General features: G+C 63.3%; 23 protein-coding genes and 1 pseudogene. 8 read left to right on the top strand and 16 right to left on the bottom strand.

Annotation, left to right across the window (positions count from 1 at the left end):
* The first annotated feature begins 67 nt into the window (after positions 1-67).
* Positions 68-577 (top strand): BCAM0308 family protein, encoded by a 510-nt coding sequence (locus K420_RS0115535; RefSeq protein WP_027458865.1) that lies wholly within the window; start codon positions 68-70, stop codon positions 575-577.
* A gap of 20 nt (positions 578-597) precedes the next feature.
* On the opposite strand, the gene K420_RS20955 is transcribed toward K420_RS0115535, so the two are convergent.
* From K420_RS20955 to K420_RS0115525, 3 genes and pseudogenes are all read right to left on the bottom strand, one after another.
* Positions 598-747: a hypothetical protein gene (locus K420_RS20955; protein ID WP_232422853.1), complete on the bottom strand. Its 150-nt coding sequence runs from the start codon at positions 745-747 to the stop codon at positions 598-600.
* Positions 748-812: 65 nt separating this feature from the next.
* Positions 813-1,013: pseudogene (locus K420_RS20950) on the bottom strand (YbhB/YbcL family Raf kinase inhibitor-like protein); the annotation flags it as partial.
* Between the two features lie 245 nt (positions 1,014-1,258).
* Positions 1,259-2,137 (bottom strand): THxN family PEP-CTERM protein, encoded by an 879-nt coding sequence (locus K420_RS0115525; protein WP_157275122.1) that lies wholly within the window; start codon positions 2,135-2,137, stop codon positions 1,259-1,261.
* Positions 2,138-2,654: 517 nt separating this feature from the next.
* Between K420_RS0115525 and K420_RS20615 the strand changes: the two genes are divergently transcribed.
* Both K420_RS20615 and K420_RS0115515 read left to right on the top strand, forming a co-directional pair.
* Positions 2,655-2,963 carry a hypothetical protein gene (locus K420_RS20615; protein WP_027458863.1) on the top strand — a complete coding sequence of 103 codons (309 nt, stop codon included), beginning with the start codon at positions 2,655-2,657 and terminating at the stop codon, positions 2,961-2,963.
* 25 nt (positions 2,964-2,988) lie between these two features.
* A complete protein-coding gene (locus K420_RS0115515; RefSeq protein ID WP_035854902.1) occupies positions 2,989-3,510 on the top strand; it encodes an Hsp20/alpha crystallin family protein in 522 nt (173 codons plus the stop codon).
* Between the two features lie 52 nt (positions 3,511-3,562).
* On the opposite strand, the gene K420_RS0115510 is transcribed toward K420_RS0115515, so the two are convergent.
* Entirely contained in the window at positions 3,563-5,113 is a 1,551-nt protein-coding gene (locus K420_RS0115510) for a transposase (protein WP_027456290.1), read from the bottom strand.
* Between the two features lie 83 nt (positions 5,114-5,196).
* Here K420_RS0115510 and rtcA point away from each other — a divergent pair, with 83 nt between their 5' ends.
* Positions 5,197-6,336: an RNA 3'-terminal phosphate cyclase gene (rtcA, locus tag K420_RS19240; RefSeq protein ID WP_051453184.1), complete on the top strand. Its 1,140-nt coding sequence runs from the start codon at positions 5,197-5,199 to the stop codon at positions 6,334-6,336.
* Here rtcA and K420_RS0115500 read toward each other — a convergent pair.
* Both K420_RS0115500 and K420_RS0115495 read right to left on the bottom strand, forming a co-directional pair.
* Positions 6,328-6,972, bottom strand: a complete 645-nt coding sequence (locus K420_RS0115500; RefSeq protein ID WP_027458861.1) for a response regulator — start codon at positions 6,970-6,972, stop codon at positions 6,328-6,330. The genes rtcA and K420_RS0115500 overlap by 9 nt on opposite strands.
* Positions 6,944-7,996 (bottom strand): sensor histidine kinase, encoded by a 1,053-nt coding sequence (locus tag K420_RS0115495; RefSeq protein WP_198293866.1) that lies wholly within the window; start codon positions 7,994-7,996, stop codon positions 6,944-6,946. Before K420_RS0115495 ends, K420_RS0115500 begins: the two co-directional genes overlap by 29 nt.
* A gap of 481 nt (positions 7,997-8,477) precedes the next feature.
* Here K420_RS0115495 and K420_RS0115490 point away from each other — a divergent pair, with 481 nt between their 5' ends.
* The 4 genes from K420_RS0115490 to K420_RS19865 are packed head-to-tail and all read left to right on the top strand — an operon-like array spanning position 8,478 to position 12,369.
* Positions 8,478-10,340, top strand: a complete 1,863-nt coding sequence (locus tag K420_RS0115490) for a hypothetical protein (RefSeq protein WP_027458859.1) — start codon at positions 8,478-8,480, stop codon at positions 10,338-10,340.
* Positions 10,341-10,399: 59 nt separating this feature from the next.
* The gene (locus K420_RS0115485) at positions 10,400-10,759 is read left to right on the top strand and encodes a hypothetical protein (protein WP_051453183.1); all 360 of its coding nucleotides are present in this window, start codon (positions 10,400-10,402) and stop codon (positions 10,757-10,759) included.
* A gap of 13 nt (positions 10,760-10,772) precedes the next feature.
* Positions 10,773-11,471, top strand: coding sequence for a C39 family peptidase (locus K420_RS0115480; protein ID WP_027458857.1), 699 nt, complete (start codon positions 10,773-10,775; stop codon positions 11,469-11,471).
* A 10-nt stretch (positions 11,472-11,481) separates the two neighbouring features.
* A complete protein-coding gene (locus K420_RS19865) occupies positions 11,482-12,369 on the top strand; it encodes a hypothetical protein (protein WP_051453182.1) in 888 nt (295 codons plus the stop codon).
* Between the two features lie 28 nt (positions 12,370-12,397).
* Here K420_RS19865 and K420_RS0115470 read toward each other — a convergent pair whose 3' ends face one another.
* The 10 genes from K420_RS0115470 to K420_RS0115425 all read right to left on the bottom strand — a co-directional run bounded on the left by K420_RS0115470 (position 12,398) and on the right by K420_RS0115425 (position 25,025).
* Positions 12,398-13,699 carry an acetate kinase gene (locus K420_RS0115470; RefSeq protein ID WP_232422799.1) on the bottom strand — a complete coding sequence of 434 codons (1,302 nt, stop codon included), beginning with the start codon at positions 13,697-13,699 and terminating at the stop codon, positions 12,398-12,400.
* 129 nt (positions 13,700-13,828) lie between these two features.
* On the bottom strand, positions 13,829-15,175 hold the full coding sequence (locus tag K420_RS0115465; RefSeq protein WP_035854899.1) for a sigma-54 dependent transcriptional regulator: 1,347 nt from the start codon (positions 15,173-15,175) through the stop codon (positions 13,829-13,831).
* A 166-nt stretch (positions 15,176-15,341) separates the two neighbouring features.
* A complete protein-coding gene (locus K420_RS0115460) occupies positions 15,342-16,826 on the bottom strand; it encodes a protein adenylyltransferase SelO (RefSeq protein ID WP_027458854.1) in 1,485 nt (494 codons plus the stop codon).
* 208 nt (positions 16,827-17,034) lie between these two features.
* Positions 17,035-17,781: an SAM-dependent methyltransferase gene (locus K420_RS0115455; RefSeq protein ID WP_027458853.1), complete on the bottom strand. Its 747-nt coding sequence runs from the start codon at positions 17,779-17,781 to the stop codon at positions 17,035-17,037.
* A gap of 171 nt (positions 17,782-17,952) precedes the next feature.
* Positions 17,953-18,654 (bottom strand): DUF2894 domain-containing protein, encoded by a 702-nt coding sequence (locus tag K420_RS0115450; protein WP_027458852.1) that lies wholly within the window; start codon positions 18,652-18,654, stop codon positions 17,953-17,955.
* Positions 18,647-19,300: an OmpA family protein gene (locus tag K420_RS0115445; protein WP_027458851.1), complete on the bottom strand. Its 654-nt coding sequence runs from the start codon at positions 19,298-19,300 to the stop codon at positions 18,647-18,649. The genes K420_RS0115450 and K420_RS0115445 overlap by 8 nt, the downstream gene beginning before the upstream one ends.
* Before the next feature lie 2 nt (positions 19,301-19,302).
* On the bottom strand, positions 19,303-21,786 hold the full coding sequence (locus K420_RS0115440; RefSeq protein ID WP_027458850.1) for a DUF802 domain-containing protein: 2,484 nt from the start codon (positions 21,784-21,786) through the stop codon (positions 19,303-19,305).
* Complete coding sequence (locus K420_RS0115435) at positions 21,783-22,556, bottom strand: DUF3348 domain-containing protein (protein WP_027458849.1); 774 nt, start codon at positions 22,554-22,556, stop codon at positions 21,783-21,785. Before K420_RS0115435 ends, K420_RS0115440 begins: the two co-directional genes overlap by 4 nt.
* A gap of 138 nt (positions 22,557-22,694) precedes the next feature.
* Complete coding sequence (locus K420_RS0115430) at positions 22,695-23,627, bottom strand: chitosanase (RefSeq protein WP_027458848.1); 933 nt, start codon at positions 23,625-23,627, stop codon at positions 22,695-22,697.
* A gap of 126 nt (positions 23,628-23,753) precedes the next feature.
* Positions 23,754-25,025 (bottom strand): O-acetylhomoserine aminocarboxypropyltransferase/cysteine synthase family protein, encoded by a 1,272-nt coding sequence (locus K420_RS0115425; RefSeq protein ID WP_027458847.1) that lies wholly within the window; start codon positions 25,023-25,025, stop codon positions 23,754-23,756.
* Between the last annotated feature and the right edge of the window lie 29 nt (positions 25,026-25,054).

Below are 25,054 nucleotides of genomic sequence, written 5' to 3'. Positions count from 1 at the left end.
CTTGTCCCGTGACCTCAGAGGCAGGGGAGCCCGCACCTGCCGCATGATTTTCAGGAAGGAAATCACCATGAAACAAACATCCGAAACGACGTTTCACCCGGTTCGCCGCGATCAGTTGCGCGAGGAGCGGGAGCATGACACCTACCGGCAGCAGCAAAAACCCGCCGAGCCATCGGCTTGCGTCGAGTGCGGTGCTGTTTTTCATGCCGGCCGTTGGCAATGGGCAGGCGAGCCGCCCGAGAAGGCAGCCAAGGTTCTCTGTCCCGCCTGCCAGCGGATTCGCGACGATTTTCCGGCCGGCTTCGTTTATGTCGGCGGCCCCTTTTTCGCGGCCAACAGCGACGAAATCCTGGCCTTGATCCGGCACCACGCGCAAAAGGAAGGGGCCGAGCACCCCCTGGCCCGCATCATGGGCATCCAGGAAGAGGGGCGCGCTGAAGATGGGGTTCTGATCACCACGACCGACCTGCACCTCGCCCGCGATCTGGGCGATGCAGTGCACAAGGCGTATCACGGCGAACTCGATTTTCACTACAACGAGGGGGAGCAGCGCCTGCGCGTCCATTGGCGCCGCTGAACCATCGCGGATGGCCTGCGTCAGTAGCGTGGGCGCCGATAAAGGCCGGTGAGTATCGCCTGGTCGATGACATGTTCTCTCATGGCATGGTCCAGCACGGCCTTGCTCGGCGTGCCCAGGTCGGGCAGCAGGCAATCGAGAGCATGGAGGTGATGCACATTCGAGAGCATGGAGGTGATGCACATTCGAGAGCATGGAGGTGATGCACATAACGGTGCATGTCGTTCGGCGGGCAAGGGCCGCCATAGCCGGTTCGCCCCCAATCGTTCTTTCCCTGCCTGCAACCGTCGGGCAAGGCCGCGGGCGGGATGCCCTCGGACAGGCTGCGGATGCCGGGCGGGATGTTGTAGAGCAGCCAGTGGGTCCAGGGCTTCTCCGGTGCATCGGGGTCTTCAACGATCAGCGCCAGGCTTTGGATTTTCTCCGGCCAGTGCATCCACATCAAGGGTGGCGACAGATTCCAGCCATCGCACGTATAGCACCGGGGAATGAGGCAGTTGTTGCGGAATGCTTGAGACAAGAGTGCAAATCCCATCGCGTGTCCCTTGCTTCGAATGGCTGGATTGATGCCGGGCTGGTCCGTGCACAGAGACTAGACGCTGCGGGGACCGCTGCTGTGCTGCAGCAAGGGGGGGCGGATTCGCGAAGCCGGCCGATCCCTTGCCGCAGGGGGCAACAGAACTAGGCGAGGCGACTGGGGCCAGGGAGGTGCGATACCGGCCGACGCAACTGCTGGACGATGCGGAGGCCAAGCAAGGATAAGCCCAGAAGTGCCATGGTGCCGGGTTCGGGAACCTGATTCAGGCGGAGCTGGACATAACCCCTGTCGGTTCCTTCTTCGGATGACCAGAAAGTTCCGCCTGGAGTGAAGGATCCTCCGGGCGCCGACTGATCGAAGAATCCCGCGAAGGAAATATCGTAGAGGTGGCCCAGGTAGGAGAACTGGCTGCTGCCGCTCGTCGGACCGAACGAAAAGGCATCGTCACACGTGGATTGCGGGTTGCCGTTGCTCGTATGCGTATTCCCGTTGTGGCTCAAGGCCGTGCCGGCCGGCGCGCTGTTCGGGCAAGGCTGGGTGTTGGACGTTTCCCAGACATTCAATCCGAAAGCGTTGCTGCCTGTGAAATCCATCGAGTACACCAGGACGCTATCCGCGTAAATGCGGAGGTAATAGCCGACCTTGACACTGTTGAGGTCGCCCCCGGCCTGCGTGATGGGTTCGTTGTAGTGGGTCAGGTAGCCAAAGTTGATACTCTGTCCGAGAGAGATCGATTGCCCGACAAACAGATTCGGGTTGTTCGAATTGATCTCCAGGCCGCTTTGGCCGCCAAACGGGCCTTCAGCCCCGGTTGGCGTTCCCCAGCTCACCTGGCCGCGCTCTCCGGTGCCGAGCGTATAACCTTGGAAAGTGGCCGTGGCCGGGGGGGCCATTTGCTGTGTGCCAGGCACAAAGCCGCCGTAACCATCGTAGGTGAACACCACGGCGTGGGCGGGAGAGAGGACGCCAAGCATCAAGGCGGAGGAGGCAAGGACGTTCCTGAAAGGGGTGCTGTTTTTCACGACAATCTCCTTGTATTTCATTCATCGGAATACACCATCTGATTCGGGTGTCGTGAAATTCCAGCATTTAGCATGCCATTAATGTTTAGTTAAATAAATCATGATGTTGCATGCGTTATTGGGCAGTTTTACTCCGGATTATGTTCATGGGGTGAAACAGATTGCCGTATCCGCTATCAGATTGGTTACGCAACATGATGTCCTCGTTGAATGAAATGGCTGAATAAATCGGGGTTACGGCGGGTATTGCGATTTATTGTCATGGCGGATTCCGCTTTCATGCTGTCAATAATTTCGACATCGATTTCACGCGATTACTGCCATCCAGGTATTTGAATTCACGCTCCTTTGGGGTGAATTGCACGCGCGTCTGAAATTTACCCCGTGTCCGGTAAATGAAATACATGCCCCAATGTATTTGGGATGCGCCGCCGTCTGAATACATTGCAGATGAGGCATCTTGCATCGTCATTTCTGCCTTTTCGCGCTGATGGTCTTTGGGCTCTGAGGAGGCGTGATGAAACCCCCGACTATTTTGTACAGTCTTGGCTTTATTTCGACTTTGGGCATGAGTGATTTTGTGCTGGCCCAGGAGTCGGAGAGCAAAACGCTTTCCGACCCCCCCTGCCATTCGAGGGGGGTGCAGGAAGCCCGCATGAAACGTGCGCAAGACAATCGGGGGTTTGAAACGGTTTCCAGTCCCGGCGTTCATGACCCGGGGCGCGATCCGATGCGGGGCGATAGCCCGATGGCGAAATGCGGACAGGCCGATCGGCGCATGGAGTTCCTCGTTTTATTACTGCAAATCATGCGGGCGCCAAAGTAGCCCGTACTCTTCAGGAGAAAATCTCATGGCTAACGAAACCAAGCAGGATGTGGCGGTTATCTCGAAGCCCCGCGCCGAACTGGCCGAGGCGCGTCCGGCATCCATGTTCAGTCCCACCGAAGAGGTCGAGCGCCTGTTCGAACGCCTGATGCCGCGCAACTGGCTGACGCCGATGAACTGGAACTGGCCGTTGTGGGCTGGGCTGGAAGAAACGCTGCACAGCCTTCGCCAGCCCCAGATGGATGTGGTCGATCGCGACAAGGACATCCTGATTCGTCTCGAAGTGCCGGGCGTCGAGAAGAAGAACCTGGAGGTGTCGGTTTCCGACAGCACCCTGTTGATCAAGGGGGCGGTGACACGTGAGATCAAGGAGCACAAAAAGGACTACATGCGCAGCGAGATCGCCCATGGCGATTTTTCCCGGACGCTCTCGCTTCCCGCAGGGGTCGATTCGACGAAGATTGTGGCCAATCTGAAGGATGGCATCCTCGAGATCAGCCTGCCCAAGGAAGAGAGTTTTCAGCGTCGGGCAGTCGAGATCAAATAGGCCTGTGCCCTATCTCCTCCGCCGGGTCAGCCAGTGAACCTAAAAACCTCAGTTACCCCACCCGGTTTGCATGATCGGTCAGCAAACGAAGGGGTGCCGGTGGCCCGATGGCCGCGATGGTGCGCTTGAGATGGTCGCAACAGCGCAGCCAGACCGATGGGGCGGTGAACTGCTCCGCAGCTTCGCTCATCCAGGCTTGAAGCTGGCTGGACACGCGCACGAGCACCTGCCGGGCCTTGTCGAAGTAGGCATGCTGGCCAGTGAGCGTGATCGTGGTCTGGCCGGCATGCTCGGTGCGCCGACCGACCGAGGACATCAACCAGGGCCGGCTGGTGATGGCCTCGAGTCGGGCTTCGGGGTTGGCCAGGCGCACGAACAGACTCCACCAGTTGTAGATCAGCGCCACGGCACGCGCGGACAGTTGGCAGCGATGCAGATCGTGCGTGGTGAAGCCACCCCAGCCCCACTGGTTCTTGAGCTCGTCGAAGGCGTTCTCCGCGTCGGCCCGGTCACGGTAGAGCTGGCCGAGCGAGAGGATTTCGTGGTCCAGATTCGTGACCAGCACGGCGTACTCGTAGCCGGTGATGCGCTTTGCGCCCTTGCGGTCGGCCTCGATGAAGCCCAGCAATTGCTGACCGTTGTCCTCCTGGGCGACGAGCATCTCGCCCTTCAAGGCGCGACGCAGCACGACCACGCGGCGCTTGTCCTCCCAGCCGGTGAGTGCCAGCGTGCTGTCGATCCCTTCCCAGCCCTGACCGGCATCGCACCAGCCCGAGACCCGGAACAGACGCTCGATGTGGCGCTTGACGTTCTTCGACAGGCGCAGCTTGAACAGATAGGGCTGCGCGCGCGCTTCGAGCTCGCGCATGATGCCGTCCGACCCGAAACCGCAATCGCCGCGCACGATTTTGGGCCGCTGATGGGCGGGCAGTTCATCGAGGATCCTGAGCAGACCGGGCAAGGTGTGACTGCCCGAGTGCTCGTTGCCCGCCTTGACCTCGACCCCCATCACCAGGCGCAGCCCGGCCATCAGGTAGGTGTGGTAACTGTGCGAAGGCCGCCCCGGCTTCTTCGGGTTGTACGACACGACCGCCCCCTCCTGCTTGCCGTACAGCGGCTTGATCGTTGTGTCGATGTCCAGAATCCAGGGCACATCGAGCAAGGGCGCGGTGCTCTCGCGCAGGTGGTCGTCGAGCCAGCTCACCCCTTTGTCTTCGGGAATCGCCACCAGCGCCCGGCGCAGCGCATCCTCGCTGATCACCTTGTTCATCCCCAGCAGCCCCGGATTGACCCCGTCACAGCGAATCGTCGTGACGTGCGAGTAGCGCCGGTGCCCCGACAGAATCGACAGCATCCAGGTGCCGAGCACATCGGCCCTGGTCGGTGCGTTCGGGCTCGAGTACGACAGCGGGCAGCGATCCTGCCAGCCCGACCACAGCCCCGTCAGGGTCAGGAACTCGATGAAGTACGCCAGTTGCCCCATCGGCGTGGCCGCGCCATCTGCTTCCCAGCGAACACGCACGCGACCGCCCGCCGTCTGCACCCCCGCACACGACAAAAGCATTTCCTCGGCGTCCAGACGCTTCAATTTCGACTCACCCATCGGGTGACTCCCTCGATCAACAGCAAACCCATAGCCTGCCAGCGGTTCGAGCAAGCTGCACATCACCAACTGAGATTTTTAGGGTGAACCAAACCGTGGCCATCGACATCGACGCCTCGACCGAGCATGGCAGCGGTCTGCTGTTGCGGAGCGCGCTGGCATTGTCGGTGCTGACCGGGAAGGCCGTGCGCCTGGCCGGTATCCGTGCCAGGCGGCCCATCCCGGGCTTGAAGCTCCAACACCTCCGGCTGGTCGAGGTAATGGCCGGGTTATGCCGGGCGGCGGTCGATGGCGCCCGTCTTGGCTCGCAACACCTGCACTTTCAGCCGGACGGAGAATTGGCGCCCGATTCGATCATCCACATCGAAACCCCCGGTTCGCTCACGCTGCTCCTGCAAACGGTGTTCCTGCCCCTGAGTTTTTCATCGCGGCCGGTCTCCTTGCGCCTGACCGGGGTAACCCACGCGGCGCGTAGCCCGGCGTTTGAGAATATCGACTGGCAATGGTTGCCTCTGCTCCGGCGCGCCGGATATCGTGCCGATATCGTGCTGGAAAAGGCCGGCTTCGCACCCAAGGGGGGCGGGGTCATGCGGGTGGACATCCAGCCGGTGGCCGATGTCGAGCCCTTGCAACTCCAGGCACGAGGGGCCCTACTGCGGATTGCCGGACATGCCCAGGTGGCCTGCCTGGACCATGCCGTGGCTGATCGCCTGCGGCGCCAGTTGATGGCTCGGCTGGCGCCGCTGGGGGTACCGCTCAATATTGTCGCCGGATCGCTCCCGGCGCCCCGGCCCGGCATGTTCATCGTCTTGCTGGCTGAATTCGAGCACAGTCAGCAGGCTTTCTTCACCATGGGGGAATTGGGCAATCCGCCGGAGACCTTGGCCAACCAGGCTGCCCAGGCGCTGATCTCGCATCTGCAGCACGTCGCCGGGGCGCTTGATCCGCACCTGGTCGACCAGTTGATGTTGCCACTGAGTTTTTCCAATGGAAACTCGACCCTGTCGACCTCGAGCATCAGCCCGCAAACACGGCAAGCGGCCGATCTGATCAATGCCTTCCTGCCGGGGGCGGTGAGTATCGATGCCGTCGTGGGCCAGCCGGGGCGGATTCTGGTGAAGGGCCACGGGGCGCCCCGGGCGCCTGTTCTGCCATGTCAACGGATTTCGGCCGGGGGCGGCTTCAAGTCCGGATTTCTGCTTGCCAGGGGCGCCTCAGGATGAGGTCAGGCCATTGCGGATGGCGTATTTGGTCAACTCGGCAATGCTGTGCAATTCAAGTTTGCGCATGATGTTCCGACGATGCACCTCGACCGTGCTGGTCGCGATATAGAGGCGCTTGCCGATTTCAGGCGAGGTATGGCCTTCCGAGAGCAATTGCAGGACTTCGCGCTCCCGCTTGCCAAGGCGCTCGCTGGCGAACGGTTCGGCAGGGTTCTTGTTGCGCACGCTGTCCACCAGCACCGAAGAGGCGTCGGGGCACAGGTAGGTTCTGCCATGGGCGACGGCGCGGATGCCGCGCAGCAGTTCATCGCGCCCGGCCGATTTGACGATGTAGCCGCGCGCTCCGGCATCGAGCATCTGCATGACGATCCGGCGGTCGGAAAAAGTCGAGAGTGCGATGACCTTGATCGCCGGATGCTTCTCGACCAGGAGGCGCGTTGCTTCGATACCGCCCATCATGGGCATGCCGACATCCATCAGAACGATATCGGGATGGCACTGGCTGGCGAGCGTCAGCGCTTCGGAGCCATCGTTCGCTTCTCCGACCAGCGTGATGTCGTGCTCGCGATCGAGGATTCCTTTCAGCGCCTCGCGAAGAATCTTGTGGTCATCGACCAGCATCACCCGAATGGTCATTGTTTCCTCCCCCTTGACTGCCGCTCTCCTGTTCACCTGGAAAGATGATGGATATGGTTGTTCCGTACCCCGGCTGGCTGTCTACGTCCATCCTTCCGCCGATGAATTCGATTCGTTCCCGCACGCTGAGCAGGCCGAATCCGGCGTCGCCAACCGGCTTGCACAGCGTTTCCTGGTAGTTGAAGCCGTGCCCCTGGTCGGTGACCGAAAGGCACACCAGCCCATCCTCCCCGGGATGACAAAAAACCTGTGCCCGAGGGGTTTCCGCATGCTTGGCGACATTGATCAGCAACTCGCGAATGGAACGAAAAACAGTGGTTCGTGCCGGCTCTGCGATATTCGGCAGCTTCCCCTCGCTGTCGATGTGGACGACAAGGCCGTACAGGCGCTCCATTTCCTCGGCCAGCCATTCGAGGGCCGGTATCAGGCCGAGCGTTTGCAGGATTGGCGGGCTCAATTGCAGCATCAGCGAGCGGACCGAGCGGTTGGCCTGGTCGATCAACTGCTCGATATCCTTCAGGGCCGCCTTGAGCATGCCGCGTCGCTCCGAGCCCTCGATCGCCGACAACTTGATCTTGACGATGGCCAGCACCTGGCCGAGGTCGTCATGCAGATCACGGGCCAGGATGCGTCGCTCCCGGTCTTCCGTCAGCGTCAATTCGGCATTCAGCGCGCGCAGTTGGGCGGTGCTTTGGCGGACGCGCTCTTCCAGCGAGTCGGCCATGCAGCGCAGGGCGATGGCAGCGTGATTGCTACTTTCCAGTTCGACGACCCTGGCCTGCAGTTGCCGGTTTTCAGTCAGCAACTTGTCGTTGAGGGCGAGGATCCCGGCATTCGATGTGCTCAGATCCTTGTTCGTGGCTTCCAGGCGGCGAATGGTCGTTTGGAGGTCATGATGGCTTGTGCGAGCCGATTCTTCCGGTTGCCGCGTCCGAAATTCGGCATCGCCCGACACGACAAATCGGCGAATCGATTCATGGCCTTTCCGTATCTTGCCCGTGCTTAATCCGCTCGTTGTGGCCACGATCTGCGCTCCCTGGTTCGCCTGAGACAAATAGATCATCCGTTTTCAAACTTCATAACCCGGATGAATACCGATAGTGATCGCATTAAGGCAAATCGCCATTCAATAGCCAATACGTACTCGCACGTACCGTACTGGCGATTGTCCGGGCGGCGGGAGGGATATTGGCGGAGCGGTTGCCGCCTGCGCCGAGAGGCGGTGTATCAGTGTTGAGACATCGCGGTTTCCGGGCACGAATTTGCCGTGTTGCCGACAGAATCGATGGAAACCGCTTGGGTAATCGCCCGGCGCAGCCGAAGCATGTATCGCCAACGTAACAGGTTTGTGCGTTCGGAATGCCTTTGGAATGTTTGGTTGTTTTTCGAAAACGACGTTATTTCAATTGTTTACGTCCATTACTGGCGTCTGGCACAGGCATTGCTAAATGGGCTGCGGAGGGCGCGGCATGGGGCAGCGTCTAACCTTGATCAGGAGAATCCACATGAACAAGTCACTCATGGCAACCGCTATTGCATTGGCCTTTGGTTCATCGGCCGCGCTGGCGAATCCGACCAACAATGCCACGACGGTCACGCTCAACCCGCCGGCCACCACGCAAAGCCAGCCGACCACCCAGGCCGCAGATTCGACCCAGGTGCCGGTGGGGAGTGCTGCCTTCCAGCAGACGGCGACCGCTAATTCGGACCAGGCAGGACTCGGCAACGTTCAGGCGAACGAGGCTTCGACGGCCACCGACAACAGCAACAACAGCAAGACGTTCACGTCGACCGAAACGGACACCAAGAACCTCACGCTGACGAAGACCAACACCAAGACGGTGTCGGTTTCCAAGACTGAAACAGATACCAACAGCAATAACGAAGGTGATGCCAGAGCCAAGGACTACGGTACTGCCGCCAACAATGGTGGTACCGCCACGTCGAATTTCAACAATGCCTTCAACACCAGCAAGGCGATCGCCAAGACCGAATTGAACGGAACGGTCAGCGGCAACAAGATTTTCGGCATCGGCAATGAAGCCACCAACTGGGGCGGCTCGGCCAACGGTGCTGCCGGCGGCAAGGGCGGCACGGGGATTGGCGGTACCGGTAACGGCGGCACCGGTGGCAATGGCGGCAACAGCGGTAATGGCGGCAATGGCGGCAGCGGCGGCAGCGGCGGTGTTGCCAGCGCAAGCAACGGCAGCGCCACCGCCGGCGATGCCAGCAACGGCAGTGCGACCAACGGCAGCGCCACCGCCGGCAACGGCGGTAATGGCGGCCTCGCCAAGAACGCCACGGGTGGTTCTGTTGGCGATGCAACGGCCTCGGGTGGCAATGCTTCTTCCGGCAACATGCAGAAAGCCGGTGGCTCCGATGCGGTCAGCATGACCAAGAGCGGCTCGACGAACGCTGGCAGCCTGACCAAGGCCGGTGGCGCCGACGCGACCAGCGTCGCCAAAGGTGGCCTCGCCACATCCAGTGACAGTGCCATGGGCGGTGCGGCCATGTCGATGCAGAAATCCAGTTCCGGATTTGCCGGGGTGACCAACACGGCACCGTCCGGTGGTGCAGCTGCATTCAATGGGGCGATGGGTGGAACCGGTGTGCTTGAGCCGAGTACCGAGCAGGCGGCTGCCGCTGCCGCTCCGGCACCGGGCGGCTCTGCCACAACCGGCCAGACCAGTGCGTCCACCGGCAATGCCAGCGCCAGCGGCAATGCGACCAGCGGCAACAGCCAGGCTGGCCCGGCCACGACGACTGCCGGCACAGCGACCGGCTCGTCGACTGCCAGCGCGACCGGTGCAACGGGCGGTGCCGCAACGGGTACCGGCGGTGCGTCGACCAGCACCACCTCGGCCGCCGGCGGTGCCGTGACCTCGGGGGCAACCACTGCGGCTGGTGGTACCAATACCGGCACCTCCACCGCAACGGCGGCGGCCGGCACAGCAACCGGCGGCACAGGCGGCCAGGCCACCAACAACGGTGGTGCCGGCGGCGCCGGCGGTGCGGCCAGCAATGGCTCGGCCACCAATGGCGGATCGTCGACCATGGCCTCCAACGGTAGCGCGACGGGTGGCTCGGCCCAGGGTGCGATGGGTGCCGTCGGTGCCCAAAGCGGCCAGGGTGGTGCCGGTGGCGTGGGCGAAGGTGGTATCGGCGGTGTGGGCAACGGTGCAACCGGTGGGGCAGGTGGCAACGGAGGCACGGTGACCGTCGATGCGGGAACCTTCAACATGTCCAACAACATTACCAGCAGCTTCACCAATGGCGCGGGCATCATGGTGTCCAGCCAGAACAGCGGCATGTCCTCCCTGGTGCAGCAATCGGTCAATGTTCAAGCCAACATGAACGTTGGCAAGTAACGGACGAATCCCGGGGGCCGCAAGGCCTCCGGGTTTTTGCCGGATGCCGGAGTCTGGTCATGACAAACACGATTTTTCGCAATCTGGTGATTGGCTTCCTTCTCGCCGGAAGTCCGCTGGCCTCGCTCCTCGCTGAGGAAGCAGCAGGCGCAGATTCAGGCGCGGGTTCGGAGGTTCAATTCGGCGATCGTCAGCTCAACAGCGAAGGGCTGGCCGATCTCCGTGGCGGTGCCGTCAAGAACGAGCAGACGCTGGACGGTCTGGTGCGGGACAACCAGGCCTATAACCTGACCACGGGTGGCAACCTGATCAGTGAAGGCGCGTTTGCCGGCACCAGCGGCTTGGCGACGGTGATTCAAAACTCGGGCAACAACGTGCTGATCCAGAATTCCACCATCGTCAACGTTCAATTCAAATAACTTTGGGTTGGCGATGAAAGTCTTCCTCGTCTACTTTTTCCTGTCCCTGCTTCTGGGTACGTTGCCTGCTTCGGCCGGCGCGGCGGATAGCGGGCGGGCCGAAATACCGGTGCAGGCGGGGGGCGCGTTCTCCGTGCCGGTGACGAGCATGAAGGACCTGCGCTTTCGCAATACCCTTCGTCAGAAATACGATTTCAGTTGCGGTTCGGCCGCCCTCGCGACCCTGCTGACCCACCATTACGCTTATCCGACCAATGAGCAGATGGTCTTCAAGGAAATGTTCGAGCGGGGCGATCAGGCCAAGATACGCCAGGAGGGATTTTCCCTGCTCGACATGAAGGCCTACCTCGAAGCCCATGGCTTTCACGCTGACGGCTTCGTGGCCGATCTCGAGCAACTGCAGCTGGCCGGAATTCCGGCCATTGCGCTGATCAAGGAGAGCGGTTACTTCCACTTCGTCGTGGTCAAGGGCCTGCGCGACGGTCGTGTGCTGATCGGCGATCCATCGGCCGGAACGCGGGTGATGCCGCAAAGCCAGTTCAAGAGCGTCTGGGTCAACCGTATCCTGTTCGTGATCCGCAACAAGACCGAGTTGGCCAAATTCAATGCCGACGCCGATTGGCGCGTCATGCCCAAGGGGCCGATGGCCGACGGGGTCTATCGCGCCGGCGTCGAGTTCATGCTGCCCAAACGCGGCCCGTCCGATTTCTAGGAGCTTGCCCATGCCCCCGGGAACTGCCGTCTCCAGCCTGCGGATTCGCAAGATCGGGCTTTCCCTGCTGCTGTGCTTCTCGGCTGGCACGCTCTGTGCCAGCAAGCCGCAAGCCACGGATTCCACGGCTGATATCCATGACGAGACCTCCGAAGTCCTCGGCGTGGCGCTGCTGCAGCCTGGCATGCCGCCTTTCCGCACTTGTGAAGAGGCCATCCGTCGTTCGCTGGAAATTGCCCCCGAGATACTGGCCCTGGCCAGTTGGCCGCTGGACAGCAGCGAGCCGGCGGAATGCCGCAACGAGGCTGGCGTGACAGTCGTCGCCCTCGATTTGCCGGAATTTCCCCAAGCCCGTGCCCTCGATGGCGCGCCGCTCGAACCCATGGCCCGGCCGGGCGAACCGGCTGTCGCGCAACTGCCCGACGACATTGCGCCGGCCGGGCGCAGGGCTGATCAGCCCAGTCCGCTCGGCAAGGAACTGGTGGCGTTGGCCGATACCTCGCTGGATGAAATCCGCGGTGGATTCGAATTGGCTGACAGCAACCTCAAATTCTCGTTTGGCATCGAGCGGGCCGTGTTCATCAATGGCCAGCTGGTTGCCTCGACCGTGCTCAATGTCAAGGATCTGCAACTGGCAGCCGGTTCCGGCAACCCGCAGGTCGCCATCACCTCGGGCGTGCCGGGCTCGGTTGCCGTGGTTCAGAACGGTGGTGGCAACGGGATGGCGACCCAGGTCGGAACAAGCCTGGCCACGACCGTTTTGCAGAACAGTCTCGATAACCAGAAAATCCAGAGCGTGACGACCGTCAATGCGACGGTCAATGCCTCCCAGATCCTGCGTGGCATGTCCGTGCAGTCGGCGGTCCAGAACGGGATCGTCAATTCCCTCCGCCGCTAGCGGAGCCACTCGGCGAAGTACCCGGCGATCAGAAGGTCATCGGCAGGCGAACCGACAGCTGGACATCCGGGGTGTCTCGCGTTACACCGGCGCCCACGGAGACATTCAGGGATGTCGATTTGTTGATGCGGTGCGAGTAGCCCAGGAGCAGGGTACCCAATTCGGTGCGCACGGAATTGAGCGCGGTCTGGCCGTTGATTTTGGTTCTGCCGACCGATGAATGGTCATAGCCGATACTGAACGACGAACGGTCATTCAGGGCCAGGCCCATGCCGAAATTGAAGCCGATGACCCCGCCCGGCGCGATGTCGCCAATCAGGACGGGGCCATTGCTGGTGTTCATCGAGACGTTGGACCGTTTGATGTTGTACTGGTAGCTGATGCTGCCGAAGAAGACAGCCGGGTCGGCCGGGTAGAGCATGGTCAGGCCGGGCTGGATGGTGTAGAAACCGGAGCCGGTGGGCAGTTCCTTTTGCAGTTCATTCGAGATGTTGGGCGGCGCCACGGCGTCGGTTTCGACTTCGAACGGATCCTTGCCGCTGCGGCTCTTGAAGCGAAGGGTGCCGATGTAATAGGGGTTGTCCGCGCCGCCGTCGTTCAGCTGGTAGCGCCCGGTAACCTCAAAGTCGCCGATGCCCGAGCCTTGGCTGCTGAAGACATCGTCGCGGGCAACACCGTCAAACAGCTTGCGCTGCACAACGGAGTCCGAGCGGTAGACATAGGGCAGTTTCGCCTCGAGTTCGAATCGGTTGGTCACGCCCCAGCGCGAAGTCAGGCTGGCGGTGAAGGTGTTTCGTTTGATTTCCCGGATGTCGATCAGGCCAATCAGCAAGGATGGAATGATCGTGTAGCCGACCAGCGAAATCCGGTTGCTGGACGAATAGCCATACTGCAAGCCCGGCTCCAACGTCAGCTTGCCGCGCGGGGTCAGCACCCCGGGTTGTTCGAAGATCTGGGCGACTTGTTGTTGGCGGGGGCGATTGTCCGGCTGGCCCACCGTCTCCGGTTGCGAACGCGGCTGGGAAGCCTGGGCCAGGTCGAATGAGCCATCGTTGCCGCGTGGCTGGCTTGATCCGGTAGCCCGTGTGCTACGGAGCTTTTCCTTGTCGAGCCTGGCCTGCATGTCGAGCAGCCTGGCATCCATGTCCGCCATCTGTCGTTTCAGCGCTTCGAAGCGTTTGGTTTGCTCGATGATCTGTTCGCGCAGGCTTTGTTCTTCACTCAGCGGCTGATCCGCTCCCTGCGCCACGCCCGTGAACAGCAGGGCCATCATGCCGACCCAGCGGGGGCCGGTGCGTGGGATGCCGGGCAGCTTTCCTCTTTTTTTCACAAAATCCCCCACTATCCAATTGGTATTTTCATCTTGCGATCATAGGAGGGCGGAGAGGGGCGCGGAATACCGGTTTGTCCCTAATTCGCTACCGGGAAACCGGTAGTGATCCAGCCCCGGGCAGGCCGGTCAATGGGGGGCTGCGATATTGTGTTTGTTCATCATCCGGTAAAACGTAACGCGCGATACCCCAAGCTGGCGAGCGGCCCGCGACACGTTGTTGCCGTTGTTGCGCAAACTGATTTCCAGGATGTTCCGATCGAACGATGCCCGCGCTTCCTCCAGGGTCCTGGCCGCCTGGGCGTTGCCTTCGGCGTTCAAACCCAGATCCGCCGGCCCGATCAGCTTGCCGTCGCAGAGGATGACTGCCCGCGTAATCCGGTTGATCAGTTCCCGGACATTGCCTGGCCAGTCGTAATGGTTCATGACGCGCAAGGCCTGGGTGGTGAAACCATTGGCCCGGCATTGCGGGTGGCTGGCCGACAGCCGGTTGAAAATGGCATTCGCCAGCAAGGGAATGTCGTCATGCCGGGCACGCAGCGGCGGCAGATTGAGATGAACGACCCCCAGGCGGTAATAGAGGTCTTCCCGGAAAGTGCCGTTGTCGATGGCTTTCTGGAGGTCGACGTGGGTAGCGGAAATGATCCGGAAATCGACGGGAATGCTCTGCGTCGAACCAATCCGCGTGATCGTTCGTTCCTGCAGGACACGCAGCAGATTGGGCTGCAGGCTGAGCGGCAGGTCGCCAATTTCATCGAGGAACAGGATGCCGCCGTTGGCGGCTTCGATATTGCCGATTTTTCGTTGGGCCGCCCCGGTAAAGGCGCCCCGCTCATGGCCAAATAGTTCCGACTGAATCAGGTTTTGCGGCACCGCCCCGCAATTGAGGGCGACGAAGGGGGCCTGCGCTCGCCGCGAATGGGCGTGGATTGCCTGGGCGACCAGTTCCTTGCCGGTCCCGGTCTCGCCGCCGATCAATACCGGCAGGTCGGCATCGACGATTTTCTCGAGTTGCTGAAAGAATGCCCGCATCGCCGGGCTGTTGCCGAGAATCCCGTGATAACCGGGTTCATCGCCTGGCTTCTGATGCAGCGCGAGCCGGAAATCGGCAAGGCCGCAGGCGTGGCCAATGGTCATCAGTAGCCGTTGGCGGTCGATCGGCAGGGTGTGGTAGTCATAAAACGCCCGGGCGATGACTGAGCGAACCGTGGGGACTTCCAGCAAGGCCGGGGAGGCGAGCGCAATCCACTCTGTTCTCGAATGGGCGGCGATCAGCGATTCGATGGCTTCCAGATTATCTGAAATGAAAGCATCGAGAACGATCAAGCCGACCGCGTATTGCTTTCTGGAGAGCGCCTCATTGGCACTGTTGATGGAGTTTGCGAAATGAAAGTTGATGTCTTCGGTCGGGGCGGCCTGAATGTTGCCGAAGGTATTTGAATTTTTGTCGATCAGTAAAACATGACGGTTTTTCATTTTTCGCCTGGCGACCTGAGTTTTGTGGGATTTCTTTGCTTATTTCATATTTGATTTTCCGTTGTCATCCCTGAAATGTAATTCAGGGGTTTGTGTATTTTGGCTACGTGATTTTTGACGTCTGTTAGGTATTTTCTGGTAGTTGCCCGCCATGCAGGGCGCCCGCTCAAGTACCGCAGAACGTCATGTAGTGATCCGTAAATTCGCTGGATGCCGGTTGGCCGTATGCCGCATCGGCCGGGCGTTCGTCGAAGGGCGACTGGATGACGGCGAGCAGGCGTTCGAAGGGGGCCAGGTCGTTGTGGTCGACAGCGGCTGCCAGGGCGGCTTCGACATGGTGGTTGCGTGCGATGTAGCAGGGGTTGGCCTGCTGCATGGCGGCCAGAGCGGCCGGGGAGCGCGTCGGCTGCCTTGCCTGCCAGCGGCCTTGCCAGACCGGGAAACCTTCGACGCTGTCCATCAGGCTGGCTAGCCGGGCCGGATGGCCGGCGGCGGCATCGAACAGGGCGCGGCAGGCCAGCGTGAAATCGAGCCGGTTGTGGCTGAGCAGCACCAGGAAATCGTCGATCAAAGCGCGGTCTTCCGCCGCTTCGCCGCTTTCGTCGAGGCCGAGCTTGGTGCGGAAGATGCGCAGCCAGTGGGCGGCATGGTGTTTCGGGAAGGCGTCGATGACGGCCGTGGCGGCCTGCACGGCGCGGTCGCTGTCGGGGTCGATCAGCGGCAGCAGCGTTTCGGCCAGGCGGGCCAGGTTCCAGCGGGCGATGCCGGACTGCTGGCCGTAGGCATAACGGCCATGGCGGTCGATGGAACTGAACACGGCGGCCGGGTCGTAGGCTTCCATGAAGGCGCAGGGGCCGTAGTCGATGGTTTCGCCGGAGAGCGTCATGTTGTCGGTGTTCATCACGCCGTGGATGAAGCCGACACCGAGCCAGCGTGCCACCAGTTCGGCCTGCCGCTCGCCGACGGCGGCCAGCAGATCGAGGTAGGGTTGGGCGCTGTCGGCGAGTTGCGGATAGTGGCGGGCGATGACGTAATCGGCCAGTTGGCGCACCTGCTCCGGCCCGCGGTGGGTGGCGAAGAACTCGAAGGTGCCGACGCGGACGTGGCTGGCGGCGACACGGGTCAGCACGGCGCCGGGCAGGGCGCGCTCGCGGCGCACCATGTCGCCGGTGGCGACGACGGCCAGCGCGCGCGTTGTCGGGATGCCCAGGGCGTGCATCGCCTCGCTGATCAGGTATTCGCGCAGGGCCGGGCCGAGCGCGCATTTGCCGTCGCCGTTGCGCGAGAAGGGCGTGCGGCCGGAACCCTTGAAGGCGATGTCGCGCCGCCGGCCCTGACGGTCGATCACCTCGCCGAGCAGCAGGGCGCGGCCGTCGCCCAGTTGCGGCGAGAAGCCACCGAACTGATGCCCGGCATAGGCCTGGGCAATCGGCTCCGCCCCTTCCGGCAGGCGGTTGCCCGCCAGTGCCGCTATGCCTTCGTCGGTGGCCAGCGCCGCCGGATCAGCCCCCAGTTCAACGGCCAGGGATTCGTTCAGGCGGATCAATACCGGCTTGCTGGCCGGCGTCGGCTTCCAGCGGACATAGAAATCCTCCAGGTCGCGGACGTAGGAATTGTCGAAGGCAAAGAAGCGGGGGGCAGGGGCGTTCATCGAAATTGGGCTGGGTGGGGGAGCATGGCAGGCCGCCGCGATCTCTCGTCAATCGTTGCGTTGCGCGTCGTTCAAGCCATTTCGATGCGAATGGGCGGGTTTGGTTCCCCGGGGTGGCCGCTAGAGGTGGAACGATGCCGACGGTGCCCCCGTGTGCGGCAAACACACGGGTTGCGATGGCCTGGGCAGGGAGCCAAGCCGCCAAGGCTCACCGCTGCATCAGCGCAAACACCCCCCAGCCAAGGTATTCACGCGTGTAAGTGGCGTAGCGCACGGGTTCGGAGGCCAGTTGACCGCGCACCTCCGTCGCCAGCTCGTCATCGGGATGGGTATCAAGCCATCGGCGCATCGTCAGCCATTTGACTGCCTCGTATCGGTCCCAGCCGTCCTGGTCAGCCAGAACCATTTCAACAACGTCGTAGCCAAGGTGGCCGAAATGCGCGAGCAGCTCTGGCAGCGTCAGAAAGTCGGCGATTGAATGGGCAAGACATCCCTTGGCGATATCTTCCGTCGGCGGTAAGTGCCGCCAGAAGGGTTCGCCGATGAGGATGATCCCTCCCGTGCGCAGGCTTCGCGCCAAAAGCGCGACAGTGCCGGCGACGCCTCCGGCGATCCAGGTAGCGCCGACACAGGCGGCCACGTCGACATTTTCATCAGCAACATAACCCGCTGCATCGCCGTGAATGAACCTGACTTGGCCGGCAACGCCGAGCTCTTCCGCGCGAAGTTTCGCGTGCCCGGTGAACAACGGACTCATGTCGATGCCAGTGCCGACAACGCCATGATCGCGCGCCCAGGTGCATAGCATCTCCCCGGAGCCGCTGCCGAGATCGAGCACCCTTGCTCCAGGCTCCAGACGCAGCGCCGACCCGAGAGAGGCCAGTTTGTCGGGGGTGATCGGGTTATGAATGCGGTGGGCACTCTCGGTGATGTTGAATATGCGCGGGATGTCCATTGGAATTATCTCGTTGCGGGGGGCGGCCGATAAACCAGATAGGCGCAAACTAACCCCGATGGCATCAGGTCTGCAACCGGCGAACGGCTGGCGGAACAGTTCATCGCGCCGCCATCTCCGCTTCGAGGCTTGGTTGCGGATGGCCGTTCGTATCCAGCCGCGTCGGCTGAACTAGCGCTTTGCCGTGCCGCGTTTTGCCGCGCGCGGCTTTTTTTCGCTATCGCCCGCGCTGGATCGGCCTGCCGCCGCTCGTGTCGGGTCGGCTTGCTCCAGCCAGATCAGGGTGTCGACATACGACATGAAGCCCTGCAGATAGGCCGGGGCGATATCGCGCATGACTTGCAGGCTGCGCAGAACGAGGTGCTGGGAGTTCATCGGCCCGGCGTTTTCCGGGGCCTGGGCGAGGGTCTGGGTGAGTTGTTGTTCGGTGCTCAGGCGGGACCAATCGTCGCGGAAGATGGCGATGGCCTTGAGTTCCGGGGCGCGGGTGGAGGGCGCAGCGGGCGCCTTTTTCGTATTGGGCTGAGCGGCGTGGTCGACTGTCGGCAGGATATCGATGGGCTGCCCGGCATGGCCGGAGGCTTGCGCTTGCTGGCCGATGTAGGCGAGCAGATCGGCGAGCGGGCTGGTGCTTGCCGCCTGGTCGACCGAACGGGGGGGGCTTGCCTCGCCGGCCAGGCTGTCAGCCAGTTCGGCGGCCAGGGCGTCCAGCCGGGCGCACAGGGGCTGGCGAATGGCGGCCGGCTGGGTGGCGGCGCGGCGGGCGAGGGCTTCGAGATGAGCCAAGCGCACCGGGTCGCGTTCGGCGGCGCCGCTGGCACGCAGGGCGTCCAGCCGGGCGCCGAGGTCGTCCGCGCCGGGCGTGTCAGCCATTGGCTTCCTTGCCCTCTTTCACTGGCGGGCGGGATTTCGGTACCGGCGCCATTTCGACTCGGCGGTTGCGGGCGCGGCCTTCGGCGTCGCTGTTCGGGGCGACCGGTTGTTGCGATCCGAAGGCGGCGGCGAAGATGGCGTCGGCCGGTACGCCTTCCTCGATCAGCGTGCGGGTCACCGTCAGGGCGCGCTGGGCGGAGAGTTCCCAGTTGTCGCTGAATTTGCTGTTGCTGCCGCGCACCGGCATGTCGTCGGTAAAGCCGCTGACCATCAGCATCTGCTCGCCGACCGACAGGTAGGCGGCAATGGGCTGGGCGAGGCCCTTGAGCACCTGCCGGCCTTCCGGCTGCAACTGGTCGGAGTTGAGCGCGAACAGCACATTGCCGCTGATGCCGATCTTGCCATTGTTGAGCGTGACGCGGCCGGAGGCGAGCGGGCCGGCCAGCGCCTTCTCCAGCGCCAGGCGGCGTTGTTCTTCCTGTTGGCGTTTCTGGATTTCGGCTTCCAGGCTGGTGACCAGTTCGAGCTGGACGCCGAGCACGCCGACCAGGATCAGCACGAAAGCGCCGAGCAGGCCGGACATCAGGTCGCCAAAGACGGCCCAGATCGGCGTGCTGTGTTCGACGCTGGCGTCGATGTGTTCCATGCTCAGGCCTCGCCCTGGTTGGCGGCGACGCGCTGCAGGTCATCGACCATCTTCTTCTGCGACAGGATGCTGAGATCGATGATCTCGCGCGCCTGGGCGACGTAGTAGGCGAGCTGTTCGTCGCTACGGGTCAGCGACTTGGCCAAGGCGCCTTCGATGCGCTGCAGGGTGGCCATCATCTTGTCGCTGGAATCGGCAAAGAGCTTGACCGCCGTGCCAAAGGCCTCGCCAAGGCTGGCGACTTCCAGCGCGCCGCCGGCAACGCCGGCACCGATCTCGACCAGCTTGCCGGCTTCGCTCTCCACCTTGGCTGCGAACTGGCTGCCGGCCCGTTCGAGCAGGTCGGACGACGAGGCCACCAGCGCGTCGATGGCGCTGCGTTGCTCGGTCGAGGCGTGGTTGATGGCATCGAGCAGCGCGCCCAGGGTTTCCATGATGCGGGCGCGTTCCTCGAGCAGGCTGTTGTCGCGCGCCATGCTGGCCGACAGTTCCTGGCGCAGCTGGCCGATGACCTCGGCGGCGGCCTTGGGCGCTTCGGCGGCGGTCTGCATCAGGCGGGTGACTTCGGCGATGGTGGTTTCCGACTGGCGCTGGGTGGCGGCCACCAGGTCGCGGGCGGTGTCGCCCAGGGTCTGCGTGATCTGCTGCTGTTGGGCGAGCGCCGCGTCGCCGTGCTGCTGCCACTGGCTTTCCAGCTTGCCGGCCATGGCGGTCAGGGCGTCGGTGAACTGGTTCTGGCGGGCCTGTTCGCCGGCCGCCCAGTCGCGCTGCCAATCGGCCTGCGTGGCGCGCAAATCGGCGAGCAGCGCGGCGGTGCGCTGGGCGAAGGTGTCGGCCAGGCTGGTCTGCGTCTGGGCCAGGGCCTCGGTCAGGCGGTCGCTGGCCTGCTCGTGTTTGGTGAGCGCGGTATTCCAGGTGTCAGCCACGGCGGTCACGGCACCATCGAAACGCTGGGCGATGCCGTCGAGCTGGCTGGCCACCTGCCCGGCCAGCGCCGCTTGCTGCTCCCGGGTGGTTTGCGCGAAGGCGGCATGGCTGGCGGCCAGTTCGGCCTTGAGCGCAGCGTGGGTGGTTTCGACCGAGGCGAGCAGGGCTTGGGAGCGGGTGCCAAAGGTCTCGGTAAAGGCGGCCAGGGTGCCGCCGAGTTGCTGGTTGAGCGAATCGCCATGCTGTGCGTGGCGGGCCAGCGCGGCCTGCCAGGTATCGGCCATCTGGGCCACGGCCGCGTCGAGGCGGGCGGTGACGCCGTCGATCTGCCCGGCCAGTGCGGCGGCCAGTTGCTGCTGGTTGGCGGCGCCAGATTCAGCCAGCGCCGCCTGCTGCCGGGCGGCATCGGCCTGTAGCCGGGATTGGGTTGTTTCGACCGAAGCGAGCAGGGCGGTGGCGCGTTGCTCGAACGTGTCGGCGTAGGCGGTGAGCGCCGTTTGCAGTTGCTGGCGCTGGGTGTCGGTAGCCTGTTCATGGCGGGCCAGCGCCTGCGTCCAGGTGTCGCTGACCGCGCCGACGGTCTGCGCGAACTGGCCGGTAAGGCCTTCCAGCTGGCCCTGTACGGTGCCGAACAGCTTGTCGTGCAGGCCGCGCGTTTCGTTGGCGATGCCGGTCATGGTGGCGGTGACGACCGGCTGGATGGTTTCGGCGGCGACGGTGGCGCTGTCCTTCAGGCTGGCCTTGAGCGACTGGTCGACGGATTGGGCGAGGCCGGTGTAGAGCGTCTTGGCCTCGCTGTGGAAGCGTTCCTGGCCGGCCAGCAGGCGCTCGCCGAGCTGGCGGTTCTGCTCCGCCATCTGGCTCACCATCGCGTCCAGCTTGCCGACCAGATCGGGCAAGGCTTGCGATTGAGCCTGCAGGGCCTTGAAGGTTTCCTGGCGTTGATAGGCGAGCGAGAAATCGCGCAGCACGCCGGCAATGCGGCTGTCCAGCAGCTGGCCGACTTGCAGGCGGTCACGCCGGCACAGCGCCGAGATCAGGCCGAGCATGGCCGATGTAGCGACGCCAGCCACCGAGGTGCCGAAGGCGACGCCGAGGCCCTTGACCGGCGCGGCCAGTGCCGAGCGGATGGTTTGCAGGTCGGTCGTGCTTTCCAGTGCCAGCACGGCACCGTTCAGCGTGACGACCATGCCGAGGAAGGTGCCGAGCATGCCGAGCAGGACCAGCAGGCCGACCAGGTAGGGCGTGATGGCCGGGCCGGGCAGGGCGACGCGTTCGCCTTCGATGCGCAGGCGCACGCTGTTCTGCAAGGCCGCCGGCACCTGCTGCAGCCATTCGCCGAGGTGGCCGAGGTCGTCCGGAATGCTGTGCAGCGCCCGGGCGAGGCCCTGCGTATTGGTGTGGAAACGCTGCATTTCCATCCCACCGATGACATAGACGACGGCGATGAGCAGCGTGACGGACAGCGCCAGCGTGCTGCCGCCGATGTAGCCAATGGCGACCCAGAGTGCGGCAAACAGGCCGAGGAGGAAGGCAAGGAGGGAGAAATTACGGTTCATTGTTCGGTCATCGTGTGGGGTTCGGCCTCGCCGAGTGCGGCGATCAGGCCGGCGACGGGCTTCAGGCGGAGGTCGAGCTCGGCGAGCAGCACGGCCTGGGTGTCGTGGCAGAAGGCTTCCAGCCAGCTGCCGGGCCTCGCCCAGGTGGCCGGATCGTCCGGTTGATCGTCCGGCAGGTTGCTGCGGTGGTCGGCGTAGCGTTGGGCAAAGCGCATGGCGAGCAGCATCGGGATGGTTGCCAGCAGATTGCGCTCGCGGGCTGCGAGGGACTTTTCGAAGGCGAGGTCGAGTTCGGCCAGTTGCCGGTGGGCCGGGGAATGCTTAGCCAGCGCCTTGCGGGCATTGGCGCGCAGCGCGGCGATGGCGGTGCTCATGTCGCGCTGGTGGGCGAGGTAAAAGCGATGGTAGGGCGAGAAATCGGCTGCGTTCTCCGGCGTCGCCTGGGGCAGCGGGGTCGGAAAGCGAATCTTGGCGGGTTCGGCAGCACTAAATACGCCATCGTTGCGGATGGCGTCGGTCAGATTGCGGCGCGTACGGGCCAGTTGCTCGGTCAGGGCGCTGCCGGTTGCCGGTTTTTCGAGGACGACAGCCGCCGCTCCCTGGCTAGCATTGAGTACCGAGAAGAGGTCGAGTGCGTCCGTGAAGTCCAGCCATTGTCCGAGTCGTTGGCCAAAATCGTAGTGGGGATCGATGGCTTCCGGGAGTGTCTCGGAGAGGATACGAACCAGACCGGAGCGATTGAAAGTCGTGCGCTGCAAACCACGCGTCATGCGTCGTGATTGTGTCGGTGTTCGAAGAGGCCGCAAGGCTACACCAAGTTGGCCCCGGCGAACATTGAAAATCCTAACTATTTATCGGCGGGCGATAAGGAGGATTGAAGTCGCCCCCCTCGTCAGACGCCACGGGTTTTAGCCGAGCAGCCGGCCGAGCAAGGCGGGGTCGGCGACGCCGGTTGCCGGCAGGCCGGCCGAGGCCTGGTAATCGCGCAGCAGATTGGCGCTGGTCCGCCCGAAAATGCCGTCGGCCTTGATGGCGATGCCCTGCTCGGAGAGGGCCAGTTGCAGCAGGCGGACATCCAGGCCGCGGGCGAGCGGCGTTTGCAGGGCGATGCTGCGCGTACCGGGCTGCGGGCCGTCGTAACAGCCGGGTGGGGTGGCGTACAGCGTGGCGGTTGAGAGCTCGGCACCGCGCACGACGAGCGGTAGTTCCAGTCCCCAGTAGCCTTGCTCGGCCAGGCGCTGAAAGGCTTCCATGCGATAGGCCGTTGCCTGCAGGTCGCTGCGCCGATGGCCGGCCAGCCAGGCGTGGCGGGTGGCGATATAGGCTTCGATCCAGGCGCGCTCGCCGAATTCGGCCAGGTGGCCGGCATGGTCGATGGTCAGGTCGCGCACGGTTTTCCAGGAGCCCTGGATCAGGCTGTCGTACACCACGGCCAGCCCGAGCGGGGTCGTAATGCCCATGCCGGCCGCGATGCGGGCGGCCGGCTGCCAGTAGCCCTCGTCGAAGAACAGGTCCTGCATCTCGCGCATGACCGGGTCGTCGGCCGTGGCACGCAGCAGGTTGTGCAGGCGCAGTTCGTGGTCGAGCGTGGTGTCGCGTTGTTCGACGCGTTCCAGCCAGGGGGCGAGGCGCGGACCGAAGCGGGCGCCGGCGTTGTCGCAATAGCGCTGGAGCAGCGCGTGGAGATTGCCCGAGCCGAGGGTGGTCTGCGACCGGCCGAAACTGAGATGGCCGGTGTCGCCCGGGATGACCGTGACAGCACCGTAATCGCCGCGGGCACTGCTCGTTTCGAACAGGTTGACGATGGCCTGGGCGGTTTGTTTCTGGAGCGGGGTGAGCATGGCAGCCTCCTGTCGAAAGTGGCGTTCTCTGATTATCACCCTGGCATGGCGGGGCGGGAAGCCGCGCGGCGAGCGGACACAAAAAACCCGGCACGCAGCCGGGTTTCTGGGTGGCTATCGCCGGGATCAGGCGGCGTTCAGCGCCTGATCGAGATCGGCGATCAGGTCGTCGATATGCTCGATACCGACCGACAGGCGGATCATGTCTTCCGACACGCCGGCCTTGGCCAGTTCTTCCGGCGACAGCTGGCGGTGCGTAGTCGAGGCCGGGTGGCAGGCCAGGGTCTTGCAGTCGCCGATGTTGACCAGGCGGGTGACCAGCTTCAATGCGTCCTGGAACTTGCCGCCGCCTTCACGACCGCCCTTGACGCCGAAGTTCAGGATGCCGGATGCGCGGCCGCCCATGTACTTCTGGACCAGCGGGTAATCCTTGTGGTCTTCCAGGCCGGCGTAATTGACCCAGCTGCACTTCGGGTGATCCTTCAGGAAGCGGGCAATCTTGAGCGAGTTCGTGCAGATGCGATCCATGCGCAGGGCCAGGGTTTCGATGCCCTGCAGGATCAGGAAGGCGTTGAACGGCGAAATCGCAGCGCCCATGTTGCGCAGCGGCACGACGCGGGCGCGGCCGATGTAGGCGGCGGGGCCGAGGGCTTCGGTATAGACGACGCCGTGGTAGGAAACGTCCGGCTCGTTGAGGCGCTTGAACTTGGCCTTGTGCTCGGCCCACGGGAACTTGCCGCTATCGACGATGATGCCGCCCAGGCTGTTGCCGTGGCCGCCGAGGTACTTGGTCAGCGCATGGACGACGATGTCGGCGCCGTGCTCGAAGGGACGGCACAGGTAGGGGGAGGGTACGGTGTTGTCGACGATGACCGGCACACCGTGCTTGTGGGCGATTTCGGCCAGCTTCTCGAAGTCGGTGACGTTGCCCAGCGGATTGCCGACGGATTCGCAGAAGACAGCCTTCGTCTTGGCGTCGATCAGCTTCTCGAAGGCGTCCGGGTCGCGGTAGTCGGCGAAGCGGACTTCGATGCCGTACTGCGGCAGGGTGTGGGCGAACAGGTTGTAGGTGCCGCCGTACAGCGTGCTGGAGGTGACGATGTTGTCGCCGGCCTCGGCAATGGTCTGGATCGCAGCGGTGATGGCTGCCATGCCGGAAGCCACGGCCAGCGCGGCGATACCCCCTTCCATCGCGGCGACGCGCTTTTCCAGCACGTCTTGCGTCGGGTTCATGATGCGGGTGTAGATGTTGCCCGGCACCTTCAGGTCGAACAGGTCGGCCCCGTGCTGGGTGCTGTCGAAGGCGTAGGAAGTCGTCTGGTAGATGGGGACGGCAACGGCCTTGGTGGTCGGGTCCGGGCTGTAGCCGCCATGGACGGCAAGGGTTTCAATCTTCATGCGTGCGTCTCACTCTTTTTTGTTGGCAA

It is taken from the genome of Dechloromonas agitata is5 (assembly GCF_000519045.1).
In the GTDB taxonomy this organism is placed as follows: domain Bacteria; phylum Pseudomonadota; class Gammaproteobacteria; order Burkholderiales; family Rhodocyclaceae; genus Azonexus; species Azonexus agitatus.
This window is presented reverse-complemented; position numbering and strand designations above follow the sequence as displayed.

Bases quoted from the DNA above. Each gene is read 5' to 3' on its own strand.
- K420_RS0115515 (WP_035854902.1), top strand. From the start codon at position 2,989: ATGGCTAACGAAACCAAGCAGGATGTGGCGGTTATCTCGAAGCCCCGC.
- K420_RS0115440 (WP_027458850.1), bottom strand. From the start codon at position 21,786: ATGAACCGTAATTTCTCCCTCCTTGCCTTCCTCCTCGGCCTGTTTGCC.
- K420_RS0115460 (WP_027458854.1), bottom strand. From the start codon at position 16,826: ATGAACGCCCCTGCCCCCCGCTTCTTTGCCTTCGACAATTCCTACGTC.
- K420_RS0115425 (WP_027458847.1), bottom strand. From the start codon at position 25,025: ATGAAGATTGAAACCCTTGCCGTCCATGGCGGCTACAGCCCGGACCCG.
- K420_RS19865 (WP_051453182.1), top strand. From the start codon at position 11,482: ATGCCCCCGGGAACTGCCGTCTCCAGCCTGCGGATTCGCAAGATCGGG.
- K420_RS0115445 (WP_027458851.1), bottom strand. From the start codon at position 19,300: ATGGAACACATCGACGCCAGCGTCGAACACAGCACGCCGATCTGGGCC.
- K420_RS0115490 (WP_027458859.1), top strand. From the start codon at position 8,478: ATGAACAAGTCACTCATGGCAACCGCTATTGCATTGGCCTTTGGTTCA.
- K420_RS0115500 (WP_027458861.1), bottom strand. From the start codon at position 6,972: ATGACCATTCGGGTGATGCTGGTCGATGACCACAAGATTCTTCGCGAG.
- K420_RS0115430 (WP_027458848.1), bottom strand. From the start codon at position 23,627: ATGCTCACCCCGCTCCAGAAACAAACCGCCCAGGCCATCGTCAACCTG.
- K420_RS0115535 (WP_027458865.1), top strand. From the start codon at position 68: ATGAAACAAACATCCGAAACGACGTTTCACCCGGTTCGCCGCGATCAG.
- K420_RS0115480 (WP_027458857.1), top strand. From the start codon at position 10,773: ATGAAAGTCTTCCTCGTCTACTTTTTCCTGTCCCTGCTTCTGGGTACG.
- K420_RS0115450 (WP_027458852.1), bottom strand. From the start codon at position 18,654: ATGGCTGACACGCCCGGCGCGGACGACCTCGGCGCCCGGCTGGACGCC.
- K420_RS0115435 (WP_027458849.1), bottom strand. From the start codon at position 22,556: ATGACGCGTGGTTTGCAGCGCACGACTTTCAATCGCTCCGGTCTGGTT.
- K420_RS0115510 (WP_027456290.1), bottom strand. From the start codon at position 5,113: ATGGGTGAGTCGAAATTGAAGCGTCTGGACGCCGAGGAAATGCTTTTG.
- K420_RS0115465 (WP_035854899.1), bottom strand. From the start codon at position 15,175: ATGAAAAACCGTCATGTTTTACTGATCGACAAAAATTCAAATACCTTC.
- K420_RS20955 (WP_232422853.1), bottom strand. From the start codon at position 747: ATGCTCTCGAATGTGCATCACCTCCATGCTCTCGATTGCCTGCTGCCC.
- K420_RS20615 (WP_027458863.1), top strand. From the start codon at position 2,655: ATGAAACCCCCGACTATTTTGTACAGTCTTGGCTTTATTTCGACTTTG.
- K420_RS0115455 (WP_027458853.1), bottom strand. From the start codon at position 17,781: ATGGACATCCCGCGCATATTCAACATCACCGAGAGTGCCCACCGCATT.
- K420_RS0115485 (WP_051453183.1), top strand. From the start codon at position 10,400: ATGACAAACACGATTTTTCGCAATCTGGTGATTGGCTTCCTTCTCGCC.